The organism is Candidatus Liberibacter brunswickensis, from assembly GCF_036858155.1.
Lineage (GTDB): Bacteria > Pseudomonadota > Alphaproteobacteria > Rhizobiales > Rhizobiaceae > Liberibacter > Liberibacter brunswickensis.
Window position 1 is genome coordinate 1 of record NZ_JAAEJX010000006.1, and the last position, 13,640, is coordinate 13,640.

Sequence of the window (13,640 nt, forward strand, 5' to 3'; positions counted from 1 at the left end):
GGTAAGGAACCAAAGTATTGATAACCTCATTTGCAAATTTAGCTTGGGCTTTACCTCTTTTCCGTGGGTGCTCTTCTTTGTAAGCCTCATATGCAGAATTTGCCAATCTGCCCATCTGTCTAGGAGCAGAACCCAAGATATCCCACTTAATATCGTTTTCCCCTAGGGGAGACCACCTTTGATAATGCGTGATTGCGTTCAAAATCGCTTTTGCATATTCCATCGGATCGGTATAATCAAACCTTGGTTCTTTGCCAGAAATCAAAGGAATGAGAACGTTCCTTATTAATTCGTCACCTACTAAACTAATAGCGGTGAATTTAGCCCTATATACATTGGCAGATAATCCCCCTCCTCCACCAACCATGGTGTTAGGAGCTTCTATCAAATGCATTCGCAAAAAAGATATCGGCATAATCAGGAATTGAAACGCCAAGCGTAATATATTTCCTCCTAATCCTCTGCCAGCTGCCCATTTAGTATCTTGCATCGTAGCTCCTACTGAACCTCTGACATGTTCTTGCACCGTAGACCAGAAGACAATATAGAGCTTTGAATAGGTTAAAGTATGCCATCCAAATTAAGACTTACCCCTTTTGTCACAAAAGAACGAACACGACATGGGAAGATTATTTATTACTTTCGAAGAAATAAAGGAAATCGAATACGTTTGCCTAATGCTTATGGAACTAAAGAGTTTATGGATGCGCTTACGCCGATGATTTACTTGGACGAATTAAGCCAAAAAACGCGCCAGAAGCGAAAGGAACGCTTAAATGGGCTATTAATAAATACCGCTTAGGCACTCACTTCCAATCATTAAATTATACAACAAGGATAGTTAATATATACATGCATATTATAGAAAATTCTGGATCTATTGCATTATCAAAAATAACACGCAGAGACATACAAAATTCAGTTGACAAAAGGGCAAAAAAGCCCTCAATTGCTATTTCTTTTTTGAATGCTATCTCTCCTGTATTCAGATGGGCAGAAGAAAGTGATTACATTAAACTAAATCCCGTGATTGGGGTACGAAGACCTGTACTTCGCACTTTAGGTCATCATACGTGGACAATGGAACAAGTGAAACAATTCCGTAATTATCATCCTATAAATTCAATGGCGAGATTAGCTTTAGAACTAATGTTATTCTTAGGATTTCGAAGATCTGATGTAATCAAAATAGGCAAAAAACATGTTAAAGATAATGTTTTATCTATCTATACACAGAAGACGGACAAGCAAGTTCATGTTCCTATTTTTGAAGATTTACAAAAGTGTTTAGATGCGGTTGGCAAAGATGGTGATACATTTTTGCTTACCGCTCATAATAAACCCTTTTCCTCATCAGGATCTTTTGGTAATTGGTTTAGAGATAGAGGCAAAGAAGCTGGATTATCAGATAAATGCCGAGCTCATGGATTAAGGAAAGCGGGAGCAACAATAGCGGCTAATTCGGGGGCTAGTCCTCATGAATTGATGGCTATGTACGGATGGTCAAAGATGGAAATGGCAGAGTGATATACAAGAGGAGTCAATGCTAAAAAACTAGCTTATAATACAGCTAAAATGATAGCTAATTCAGTAAAAAAGGTTAGGCATTTTGATTCCTAAGCACTTGATTCTACGTATTTATATTTTACTAGGGACTTTGCCTAACTTGAATGTAAGGTATTGACTATACGGTTCTTTTCTTCTATTGTCGGATGCACCAACAAAGATGTAATATATTTATTATTAATATTATTTGTATCAACCAAAGTGAATTAATGCAAATAAAAATTATATTAGGCCTATATAGACAAATTAAATCCCAATATAGAAAAAATCTAAAAAACTGTGTAAAGTAATCAATGCCGCAAATTATTTCTATTACAGATTCAAATGCCTTACAAAAAGCATGTGAATTCTTAGATGCTGGTCTACCTATAGCGATTCCAACCGAAACTGTTTATGGTTTAGCTGTAGATGCTAGAAATCCTTCAGCTATTCGCCGTCTTTATGAAATTAAAAAACGCCCAACTATAAATCCTCTTATATGCCATGCAAGTAGCATACCTATGATAGAGAAATATGTGCATATCGATTACCTATCTTTTAATTTAGCAAAATTATTTTGGCCAGGGCCTCTAACTATTGTACTAGATCTTTTAGAAAAAAATGATATCCATCCATTGGCTACGGCTAACCTTAAAACAGCTTGTTTTCGTATTCCTTGTGGATTTTCGAAAAAGCTTATTAATGCCTATGGCCATCCTTTAACAATGCCATCTGCTAATATATCTGGTCAAATCAGCATAACCAATATAAAACATATTTTATCTTCTCCTATTAGTAAGGAAATACCCCTTATAATTGATGGAGGAATTTCTAAAATTGGCCTAGAATCGACAATTATTAAAGTTAAATGTGACAAAAGAATCCAAGTTTTACGCCCCGGAGGACTAGAAATTGAAAGAATTAAAAAAGCTATTAACAAAGAATTAGAGTATTTTGAAGAGATATCTAATCCTCAATCTCCAGGAATGTTAACATCACACTACGCGCCACAATGCTGCGTAAGATTAAGAGCTACACATGTCAATCCCGGAGAGGCTTTAATAAGTTTTGGCAACTTCCAAATTAAAAATATTGAGAATGCCATTATATCACTTAATTTAAGCAAAAAAGGAAAATTACAAGAAGCCGCATTTAATCTTTTCAATTATATGAAAACGGCTGATGACAGTGGTGCCAGTTCTATTGCATTTAGTCCTATACCAAACCATGGATTAGGTATAGCTATCAACAATAGATTAGAAAGAGCAGCTGCACCACGAAATTAATCTGGAAAGGAACAGAATGAGTACATTATCCCCTAATATTATCCAAAGATTTATATCTATTGTTGGGTCTGATGGCATATTGGATGAACAAAAGCTCATATCTCCTTATCTTAAAGAAGAAAGAAATTTATATAACGGAACATCTCCTCTAGTGCTATTACCATCTTGTACGAATGAAGTATCCAAAATTTTAAAGTTAGCTTCAGAGACAAGTACATCAATTACTCCTCAAGGAGGAAACACAGGGCTTGTTGGCGGACAAATACCACGCACAAATAAACAAGATATCATTTTATCAATAAAACGTATGAACAGAATCAGAGACATTGATTTAATAGGCAACACAATTGCAGTTGACGCTGGTATTAATCTATTAAAAGTTCGAGAAATTGCAAAAAAAAACAATAAATTATTCCCTCTTTCTCTTCCATCAGAAAAATTATGCCAAATTGGTGGAAATCTTGCAACCAATGCAGGAGGAACTGCCGTATTATCCTATGGTAATATAAGAAATCTCTGTTTAGGAATAGAAGCTGTTCTTCCCAATGGTGAAATTTGGAATGGAATGCGTAAACTTATAAAAGACAATAGCTGTTATGATATACGAGACCTATTCATAGGATCAGAAGGAACTCTTGGTATTATTACAGGTGCTGTACTTAGATTATTCCCTTATCCAAAAGATAAACAAATTGCATTTATCGCAATAAAATCTTTAGAACATGCTATTAAACTATTACAACTAACCCAAAAAATCGCAGGGAATATGGTCACTGCTTTTGAATTAATTTCCGATTTCATACTAAGACTAGTTATAAAGCATATTCCAAATAATTTTCCTGTTTTATCAAAATCATATCCTTGGTATATATTATTAGAAATATCTTCTTCAGAAACAAAAGAAATAGCTAATTTAATAGCAGGTAATATATTAGAAACAGGATTAAAACAAAATTTAATTAATGAATGGATATTATCATCTTCAGAAGAGGAAAAAAATGCACTATGGAGACTACGAAACAGTATTCCCTTAGCTCAAAAAAAGGAAGGAAGATCTGTCAAACATGATATTTCAGTTCCTATAGGACAAATACCATCTTTCCTAAGAGAAGTAGAAAAATCTGTCTTATCTATTTTCCCTAAAACGCGTATAGGTTTATTCGGCCATATAGGCGATGGAAATATTCACTTCAATGTATTTCCCCCTGCTGATGAAAATCAAGAGGAATTCTTATCTAGATATTGGCATGAAATAAATAATATCGTTTATTCAATAGTATTATCTTATAAAGGATCAATTGCTGCTGAACACGGAATTGGACAATTACATAAAAAAAGATTAGGCAGCATCCTAGAAAAAACAGAAATAAAGTTGATGAAAAAAATAAAAGAATCATTTGATCCAGCTGGAATAATGAATCCAGGAAAGTTTATTTGATATAAAATATTCATATAAAAAATCATAATTAACTTATGACTATACCCAACCGCAATAGATGATTTAATATTAACTTAATAACTTATTTTAGAAGAAAATTATCAATTATCATAAAGTTCTAGATAACAACATAAACAAACTAATAAAATAATAATTATTTACAACTACAACAAAGTTCTAGAACGAATGGCTTCAAAAATAGTCCCATCATCAAGATAATCCAAATCACTACCTATAGGAATACCGTAAGATAATCTAGTAATTTTAATATCTACTCCTTTAAGTTTATCAATAATATAATGAGAAGTTGTTTGCCCTTCAATCGTAGCACTAATAGCAAGAATTAATTCTCTAATATCTTTAACTTTGATTCTTTCTATCAAAGACTTTATTCCAATATCTTCTGGACCAATTCTATCAAGAGGAGAAAGAGTTCCTCCAAGCACGTGATAAAGAGCATTCAATGCCTTAGCACGTTCTAAAGCCCATAAATCAGAAACATCTTCTACAACTATAATCAGTGAATTATCACGTTTATGATCTAAGCATATAATACAAGGATCTGTAGTATCAATGTTCCCACAAATAGAGCACAGACGAACTTTGTTATATATATTGACCATAGCATCTGCTAACGGACCTAATAATTTATCTTTTTTTTTTACCAAATGCAAAGTAGCCCTCCTAGCAGAACGAGGGCCAAATCCTGGGATACGCGCTAACATTTTAATAAGATTTTCAATTTCTATACCTGTTACTTTTTTTGTCATATAGGATACCAACTCCAATAAAGAGAAAAAATTTTATATATTACAATTTAAAATTGTTGATAATGTTTTCCCTATATTTTTGTAAAACCTATTAATATTATTTTTAAAAACAAAATATGAATACCATAAAAAATAATCTTCCATATAAATTTTAAAAATATTAATATCTTACTAAAAAGGAAACTTAAAATCAGAAGGAATAGGCAATCCAGCTGTTACCTCTTGAGTCTTTGTAGCAACAAGATCTTCTATTTTTTTATAAGCATCACTATGAGCTGCAACTATTAGATCTTCTAATATTTCAACATTTTCCTTACATAACAAAGAACTGTCAATTTTAACTTCTTTAAGCATATTTTTTCCATTCAAACGAATACTAACCATACCCCCTCCAGCATTGCCTTCTGCTTCTAAAACAACAATGGATTCCTTCATTTTATCTATTTTACTTTGTATTTCTTTAAATTGACCCATCATTTTCATTATATTACTCATTAGTAAAATTCCTTCATTACTTACTATATATATTATATCAATTTTTATTATTTTAAATTATCAACAGAACGCATACAAACAATTTTAGCCTCTGGGAAGATAGTACGAATTGCTTGAAGATCTGCATCAATATCAAAATTTTCACAATATTCTCCTAAAGAAAATATTATTTTCCAATCTTTGCCAGTCCAATTTTTAAGCTTTATAACAAGGTTTTCAATAAAATTATCAGGAGATTTTTCCGTAAAGGATACTTCTAATTTCCCTTGTTCAAAAGAAGTAATATTCAAAACACTCTGCAACATATACTTCATTTTATAATCATCATTCTCCTCACATAAATCGATTAATCTTTTTTTATATGAAGTACGCGAACTTAATTTCACATTCAATATATCTCGTTTTGCAATAATATTATTTTCAGTTGAAGCAAAACATTTATCGGAATATATACTTTTCTGTATTGGACTGTTCCCAATAACAATAGAAGAAGAGTTTAAATCATCAGTTTTTTTTTTTTATTTTCTTCCATAATATAACGAGCAACATCTTCTGGAGAAGGCAAATTAACAGAGTGTGCTAAACGTATTAAAACCATTTCAACTGCTTCCATAGGACGAGAAAAACTTTCTATCTCAGAAACACCTTTCAAAATCATTTGCCAGAAACGAGAAAGAAAAGTAGTAGATATCTCTTTTGAATATTCCAATGCTCGTGAATTTTCAGTTTCACTATATATCAAATTATCTGCCATTTCTGGAATGTATTTAATTCTCGTAACCAGATGAGTGAAATCAGCAAGATCATGAAGAACAACAGAAGGATTTACACCAGAATTATACTGCGAAGAAAATTCTTGCAAAGCATTTGCAATATCCCCTTTTATCAAATAATCAAATAAATCCATCGTTCTATTTCGATCAGCAAGTGCAAGCATTGAATGCACACTAGAAACAACAATCTTATCACCACATCGGGCAATAGCCTGATCTAATAAAGACAATCCATCACGTGCTGATCCATCAGATGCTCGTGCGATCATTACAATAGCTTCATGATCAAATTTTATTGATTCTCTATCCAAAATTTTTGTAAATAATTCAATGATCTCTTTGATAGAGATACGATGCAAATCAAAACGCTGACATCTTGAAAGAACTGTTATTGGAACTTTACGAATTTCTGTGGTAGCAAATATAAATTTTACGTGAGGAGGCGGCTCTTCAAGGGTTTTTAAAAGACAATTAAAAGCGGATGTCGACAACATTTGTACTTCATCCATGATATAAATCTTAAACCTTGCAGAAATAGGTTTATAATAAATTTGATTAATTATTTCACGAACATCATCAACACTTGTATGAGAAGCAGCATCTAATTCAATTACATCAACATGACTTCCGCGAATTATTGATTTACAATGATCTCCAAAACACTCAAATTCTACCGTAGGAACATTTATATAATCTGTTTTATAATTCAAAGATCGAGCAATAATGCGGGCAGTTGTTGTCTTCCCAACACCTCTTGTTCCAGATAACATATAAGATTGTGCTATGCGACCAGATTTAAAAGCATTACTCAGAGTCTTAATCATAGCTTTTTGACCTATCATATCCGCAAAACTATGCGGACGATACTTTCTCGCTAAAACACAATAATGATCTTCGAATGTAGACAAGGGGAAACTCTCTCATAGTTTTAATAAAATCTAAAAACTTAATACGAGAGGCTGAAAAAACGACCCACCATAACATTGCTAGAGCTGCTTCTTTCCAGACCTGACTCGATTTACAAGAATAGCGTTCACTTCCCAGCCTCCCAACAAGATTATCAGGCATCTTATTATAAAACACAAGCCATATATACAACTATCGTATTATAAATTCTTAATTTTAATTTCTGACAAAACATCTCGGTTACAAAGAATACTTTCTAGTGGAAGAAAAACTACTGGCTAATTACATATTAACATTTATACTATTCCCTATTCAATGTATTATTTCTTCCTATAAATAATATATCATGCTCAATCATGATGGGAAACAACCTATATATGAGAAAATATATGCCTAAAATATTGCAAAATTTTCTTGTTTTTACGTTAATAATATATTTTTATTCATCTCCGATTCCTGGTTACTCTCAGAGAGTACAATTATTTGAAAAAAAATCCCTCCCTCGTTTTGTTACAATTAAATCTAGCCGTGCTAATTCCCGTGTAGGACCAGGGATGATATATGCTATTGTTTGCACATACTTAACAAGAGGACTTCCAGTCGAAATTATTAATGAATATGAAAATTGGAGACAAATTCGCGATTTTGATGGTACCATTGGGTGGATTAATAAAAGTTTACTATCCAACAAGCGCTCTGCTATCGTTTCTCCATGGGAGCGTAAAACTAACAAATACGTCAATATATATAAAAAACCAGAAATACAATCAATTATTTTGGCTAAAGTAGAACCTGGAGTTTTACTAACAATAAACGAGTGTTCAGGACAATGGTGTTTCGTATATAACACCGATATAGAAGGATGGGTTAAGCAAAAAAAAATTTGGGGAACATATCCAGGTGAAATATTCAAATAGATAAAAAATCCATAAAAAATTATTTATAATTATTGAAACGTATGTATATATCGTTCATGCTATACAATTAAAGGAAAAATTAGATTTGTAGAATTTTATAAATATTTTTATTATATAATAATTTTAAATATAATTCAGTACTAGGTAAAACCTTATATGAAAGATCTAAAGAATGGAAGACGTTCTTGTTATCATTCCAGCTCGCATAAAATCAACGAGATTACCTAGAAAAATCCTTGCAGATATAAATGGAATCCCTATGATACTGCACACTGCAATCCGTGCACGCGAAGCAAATATTGGGCGTGTAATAATTGCTGTTGACGACAAAGAAACAAATGAAGCTTTGTTACTAGCAGGGTTCAAAACGGTAATGACGCATACAAGTCATAAATCAGGATCTGATCGTATATTTGAAGCGTTAAATATTATAGATCCAGGAAGAAAAGTCAAAATAGTTATAAATATTCAAGCAGATATTCCAAATATAGAACCTAAGATTATATCTTCTGTACTAATACCTCTACGCAATCCTAAAGTTGATATAGGAACTCTAGCAATAAAAATCCACAATAGCAAAGAGCAAGATGATCCTGACGTTGTAAAAATAGTGGCTTCTCCTTCTGAAAATGAATGTCTTCGTGCACTATATTTTACACGTACTAAAACTCCATATGGAATAGGACCATTTTATAAACACATAGGCATGTATGCTTATAGACGAGATGCATTGAAATGTTTTACTCAATTACCTCCTTCTATTTTAGAAAAGAGAGAATCTCTAGAACAATTACGAGCTTTAGAAAATAATATGCGCATTGATTTGAAAATAGTGCGATCAAATGCAATTAGCGTCGATAATGCAGATGATCTAGAAAAAGCAAGAACTTTAATCTTTTATGACAATTATAAATATTTGTTATAAAAACAACGTTTTTAAAATAAGCATTTTAAAAATAGAATATCTAAGAAAAGTAAACGTCGTAAACATGAATAATCAAATATAAAATGCTTGATGATTAGAAATACTAATAAATGTTGCCTTTTGGTTTAGAGAATCAAAAACCGATCTATCCGTTCCTGTCATGAAAATTTGACTCCCAATATCAGTAATAATACGAAATAATGAATTTCGTCTATCTTCATCAAGATGCGCTGAAATTTCATCTAGTAACAATATAGGGGCAAAACCAGTTGTATTAGATATTAAACGTGCATGCGCTAGAAAAATACCTATCAAAACAATCTTTTGTTCTCCAGTAGAACCATGAGATATATTGATAGCTTTGTCACAATAATCAACAATCAAATCACAACGATGAGGTCCTACTAAAGTACGCTTTGCAATAGCATCTATTTTACGTCCATCAAAAAGTTTTTTTACATACTCTTCTATCAAATTAGAATAAGATTTATTAAATGATCTATCAAAGAATCCTTTTATACTTAATTCAATATGAGGAAATTTTTCTTTTTGTACATATTCCGTTATTAAAGAAGAAAGATTATTAATCATGTTCACACGAGCAATATTTATTTCTATCCCTAGTGTTGCCATTTTCAATTCAATACTACTACACCACGATGGGTCATAATATCCTTCCGATAATAAACGATTGCGTCCACGCATCAAACGATCAAAATCAATCATACGACGCCTATGTCTTGGATCAATCGCAAAAACCATTCTATCAAGAAAACGACGTCTTTCTATAACATGACCGCTAAAAATCCGATCCATAGAAGGAACAAGCCAACTAATTCTAAGATGAGAATTCAATTCGTCTATAACACGTATTACAAAATCATTTATCTGTAAAGATCGTATATTTCTATCGTCTTTTGTTTCTAGTTTTATAGATATATCTGCCAATCCTTCCATTCCTTCTATACTTGCAAAAGTAGAAAAGGAGGAAGATCCAATACGAGTTATATCAGAATAAGATGCACGGCGTAGTCCTCGACCAGGAGATAAGAATGATATAGCTTCTAAAATATTGGTTTTCCCTGCTCCATTATCTCCAAAAAAAATAGTATTTTGAGAATCAAATACTAAACGTAAAGAATCGTAATTGCGAAATTCATTAATATTCAAACACTTAATTTTAGTTTTATTATTCATAATCTAATTAACTATAGGAGGAAATTATATCGTACAGTAAAAATAGATTTAGCAACAAATATATTTTTAGAAATTATCCTTAATGATAAGAAATACCCTTTTCTTTCAATACTTGAAGTACTATTTTCGATGCCATCTGACCTGCTGGTTTTTTTGTACTAATATAAGCCCACAAATCATTAAAACCATGTAACATAGCACGACGCTGTAAAGTATCCTGAGACAGCCTTTCAATCCAACGCGCCAATGCTTCTGAACGAATCATGTTATTAAAGTATTCAGGAACTAGAGGATAATCAACAATAAGATTAGGTAAAGAAGCAGTCCATGTTTTGATATAAAAACTCAAAAGATTAACAATACAATCTGATTTATAAACAGCGACCATAGGAATTCCACATAATGCCAATTCCAAAACAACTGTTCCAGATACAGCTATTGCAGCATCACATTCTATAAAAGCCTTTTCCTTTTTGTCTGTATCAACAATAATTTCAGGAGGTATATCCCATTTTGATACTATCCGACTTACAAGATTTTTCTGCGATGGTAATGTAACTAATGAAAATTTCATAGAAGGATCTCTCTTAATAAGAAACAACATAGATTGTTCAAAAAATGGCAAAATTTTAGAAATTTCTTTAGCTCGAGATCCAGGCAATAAGAGTATTGTTTTATGTTCAGAATGAGTATTGTGATTTTTATTTTTCTGACTATATATTTTCAATACCGAAGAATTACTACTAAGAGGATGACCTACATAAGCAGTAGGAGGTCCATCTAACTTCTTCATGACCTCTTTTTCAAAAGGAAGGATAGACAAAACTTGATCAACATATTTACGCATCTCATATGCACGATTTTCGCGCCATGCCCAAACACTTGGACAAACATAATTAATAATAGGAATATTTGGTATTTTCTTTCGAACCCTTTTTGCTACACGATGAGTAAAATCAGGATTATCAACAATCAATAAAACATCTGGTTTGGAAGAAACGATCAATTCCACAGTCTGATTAATACGTAAAATAAACCGTGGCAAATGTTTAATAACTTGCATAAATCCAATTACTGACAATTCAGAAAAGTCAAATAAAGAAACAAGTCCTTCTTTTCGCAGAGCATCACCTCCAACTCCTATGAGATGGACAGGACAATTTACAATTTCTTTGAGATATTTTATCAAATCACCAGCGAGAAGATCTCCTGATATTTCACCGACAACAACAGCAACCTTAAGACAACTCATATTGAAAATTCACGATCTATACCAATGACAAAAATTCCTTTCTCATCTGAATGTTTTTTTACAAGTTCCTTTTCCAAAATAAGAGATTTCCCAGCCTCTAAAGCAATACCAGAAAGACCTGCCCTAATCACATTTTGCACTGTTTTTTCTCCAATAGAAGGCAAATCAGCTCTCATATCTTGTTGTGATTTACACATTTTAACTAATACTCCGGACATACCTGGAATAATCTTTCCATTGTCTCTGCAATCCACAATACGCTGTAACATATAATCAGTCCCTTCAACGCCTTCTAAAGCTACAACTCTACCTCCAATACTAATAGCAGATTGTCCAATCTCAAGCTCAGATAAAGCCTCTGCTGATTTCATAGCAACAAATATATCTCGTCTACTATCTTTACTTGGAACGCAAATACCTAAAGAACCTTTTTCTGCTAATAAGTCCGGAATAATTTCATGTGCTCCAATTACACTTACCCCATAACTCTCAAGGAAATTAATAATCGAATTGAGGAGAGAGGCATCACCCCCCGAGACTAGTTGCCATATCATCTTTGAAATTCTAAACGAATCCTTAATGGAAAAACATAAGTCTCTCACACTAGGACGAATACTTATAGCTCCCGCTACAACAATACGACCTATATTATACTGCAGTAAAATTGATCGCAAAACACAAAAATCACCTAATGGCAATTCTTGACATTCAAAACCTTTCCAATCAAAAGAACATTCATTTAAAATTGATGCAATAACAGGTTCATCATTTTTTAACCTAGCAGCCTTAGCAACATAATAAGGCAACATACCAGAACCGGCAATGATAAGAAGACGTTTCACATATAATCCTATTTTCTCGAACGTTCCCAAATAGAAAGAGGACGCTTGCGATCAGACAAAATAAAGTCTACTATATCCAAAACTTCAGGCGAATTGTAGTTTTGTTTTCGAATAGTCTCTGCATTACTGTATATAGAATCACCTTGTTGAAAAATATGTTTATATACAGACCGAACGAGATGTATAGTGTTTCTACTAAAACCAGCACGTCTCATTGCTACAATATTAATCCCCCTAATTACTCCTGGATTCCCACTCAACATACCATAAGGCGTAACATCATAAGTAACACCTGAAATTCCACCAATAAAGGCATATTTTCCAATATGAACAAATTGATGAACAGCCGCACCTCCCCCAAAAACCACTCCATCGTCAACAGTAACATGTCCTGCAAGCATTACATTATTAGATAAAACTATACTGCTTCCAAGCTTACAATCATGACCAACATGCGAATTAGCCAAAAAGAAATTACCATCACCTATAACAGTTTTACCACCATACTCAGCAGTGCCTCTGTTTATAGTTACACCTTCCCTAATCACACATTTTTTACCGATTAGTAACTCTGTACCAATAAAACTATGATACCTACTTTGAGTATCTCCACCTAAAACTGCCATAGGAAAAATTTTTGTAAAATCACCAATTCTAGTTTTCCCTGTTATTACAGAATGTGAGATTAATTCAACACCAATACCAATTTCAACTTCAGATCCTATTCTACAAAATGGGCCTACAAAACTATACTCACCAATAGAAGCCCCCTCTTCAACTAGTGCTAGAGGATGAATAGTAGTATTATTGCCAACACGACTCATTTTTTACTTTTTTTCTTACGCATAACCATAGCACAAATCTCTGCTTCAGCTACAACTATATCTTCAACTTTCGCGAAACACCGAAATTTCCAAAGGTCAATACGATTACGGATTTTACGCACATGAAATTCCAAACGATCCCCTGGAATAACTGGTTTACGAAAACGAGCTTTATCAATTGACATCAAGTATGCAGGATCATGCTTATCAAAACCATTATGAAAAGCACAAATAGCACCTGCTGTCTGCGCCATACCTTCAATGATCAGAATTCCAGGCATAACGGGGCGTCCTGGGAAATGACCCATGAAATGAGGTTCATTAAAAGTAACGTTCTTTATCCCTATAGCAAATTCATCTTGTTGAATGCTAACTATCTTATCAATAAGTAAAAAAGGATACCTATGGGGTAGAAGCCTCATTAATTCAACAATATCTTTTGCATCTAAACGTGCAGATTCATCGATCAT

At 32.8% G+C, this 13,640-nt stretch carries 14 protein-coding genes, 1 other RNA gene and 1 pseudogene; 5 read left to right on the forward strand and 11 right to left on the reverse strand.

Features of this window, described 5'->3' with window-relative positions; translation table 11 throughout:
* Positions 1-490 (reverse strand): annotated as a pseudogene (locus tag GY664_RS02205) (hypothetical protein); the annotation flags it as partial.
* 362 nt (positions 491-852) lie between these two features.
* On the opposite strand from GY664_RS02205, the gene GY664_RS02210 reads away from it, so the two are divergent.
* The 3 genes from GY664_RS02210 (at position 853) to GY664_RS02220 (ending at position 4,269) form a co-directional block, all read left to right on the forward strand.
* On the forward strand, positions 853-1,527 hold the full coding sequence (locus GY664_RS02210; RefSeq protein ID WP_333947828.1) for a tyrosine-type recombinase/integrase: 675 nt from the start codon (positions 853-855) through the stop codon (positions 1,525-1,527).
* A 332-nt stretch (positions 1,528-1,859) separates the two neighbouring features.
* Complete coding sequence (locus GY664_RS02215) at positions 1,860-2,831, forward strand: L-threonylcarbamoyladenylate synthase (RefSeq protein WP_333947829.1); 972 nt, start codon at positions 1,860-1,862, stop codon at positions 2,829-2,831.
* A 16-nt stretch (positions 2,832-2,847) separates the two neighbouring features.
* The gene (locus tag GY664_RS02220; protein ID WP_333947830.1) at positions 2,848-4,269 is read left to right on the forward strand and encodes an FAD-binding oxidoreductase; all 1,422 of its coding nucleotides are present in this window, start codon (positions 2,848-2,850) and stop codon (positions 4,267-4,269) included.
* Positions 4,270-4,433: 164 nt separating this feature from the next.
* Here GY664_RS02220 and recR read toward each other — a convergent pair whose 3' ends face one another.
* From recR to ffs, 5 genes are all read right to left on the reverse strand, one after another.
* Complete coding sequence (gene recR, locus GY664_RS02225) at positions 4,434-5,039, reverse strand: recombination mediator RecR (protein ID WP_333947831.1); 606 nt, start codon at positions 5,037-5,039, stop codon at positions 4,434-4,436.
* A 171-nt stretch (positions 5,040-5,210) separates the two neighbouring features.
* On the reverse strand, positions 5,211-5,534 hold the full coding sequence (locus GY664_RS02230) for a YbaB/EbfC family nucleoid-associated protein (protein ID WP_333947832.1): 324 nt from the start codon (positions 5,532-5,534) through the stop codon (positions 5,211-5,213).
* A 47-nt stretch (positions 5,535-5,581) separates the two neighbouring features.
* A complete protein-coding gene (locus tag GY664_RS02235; RefSeq protein ID WP_333947833.1) occupies positions 5,582-5,920 on the reverse strand; it encodes a hypothetical protein in 339 nt (112 codons plus the stop codon).
* Positions 5,921-6,030: 110 nt separating this feature from the next.
* Complete coding sequence (locus tag GY664_RS02240; RefSeq protein WP_408612120.1) at positions 6,031-7,215, reverse strand: DNA polymerase III subunit gamma/tau; 1,185 nt, start codon at positions 7,213-7,215, stop codon at positions 6,031-6,033.
* Between the two features lie 43 nt (positions 7,216-7,258).
* Positions 7,259-7,356, reverse strand: an RNA gene (gene ffs / locus GY664_RS02245) — signal recognition particle sRNA small type.
* A 234-nt stretch (positions 7,357-7,590) separates the two neighbouring features.
* On the opposite strand from ffs, the gene GY664_RS02250 reads away from it, so the two are divergent.
* A complete protein-coding gene (locus GY664_RS02250) occupies positions 7,591-8,130 on the forward strand; it encodes an SH3 domain-containing protein (protein ID WP_333947834.1) in 540 nt (179 codons plus the stop codon).
* A gap of 172 nt (positions 8,131-8,302) precedes the next feature.
* Positions 8,303-9,055: a 3-deoxy-manno-octulosonate cytidylyltransferase gene (locus GY664_RS02255; RefSeq protein WP_333947835.1), complete on the forward strand. Its 753-nt coding sequence runs from the start codon at positions 8,303-8,305 to the stop codon at positions 9,053-9,055.
* Between the two features lie 72 nt (positions 9,056-9,127).
* Here GY664_RS02255 and recF read toward each other — a convergent pair whose 3' ends face one another.
* From recF to fabZ, 5 genes are all read right to left on the reverse strand, one after another.
* Positions 9,128-10,252: a DNA replication/repair protein RecF gene (gene recF / locus GY664_RS02260; protein ID WP_333947836.1), complete on the reverse strand. Its 1,125-nt coding sequence runs from the start codon at positions 10,250-10,252 to the stop codon at positions 9,128-9,130.
* Positions 10,253-10,331: 79 nt separating this feature from the next.
* Positions 10,332-11,504 carry a lipid-A-disaccharide synthase gene (gene lpxB / locus GY664_RS02265; RefSeq protein WP_333947837.1) on the reverse strand — a complete coding sequence of 391 codons (1,173 nt, stop codon included), beginning with the start codon at positions 11,502-11,504 and terminating at the stop codon, positions 10,332-10,334.
* Complete coding sequence (locus GY664_RS02270) at positions 11,501-12,346, reverse strand: LpxI family protein (protein ID WP_333947838.1); 846 nt, start codon at positions 12,344-12,346, stop codon at positions 11,501-11,503. The genes lpxB and GY664_RS02270 overlap by 4 nt, the downstream gene beginning before the upstream one ends.
* 8 nt (positions 12,347-12,354) lie before the next feature.
* Positions 12,355-13,170, reverse strand: a complete 816-nt coding sequence (lpxA, locus tag GY664_RS02275; protein ID WP_333947839.1) for an acyl-ACP--UDP-N-acetylglucosamine O-acyltransferase — start codon at positions 13,168-13,170, stop codon at positions 12,355-12,357.
* A complete protein-coding gene (gene fabZ / locus GY664_RS02280; protein WP_333947840.1) occupies positions 13,167-13,640 on the reverse strand; it encodes a 3-hydroxyacyl-ACP dehydratase FabZ in 474 nt (157 codons plus the stop codon). The genes lpxA and fabZ overlap by 4 nt, the downstream gene beginning before the upstream one ends.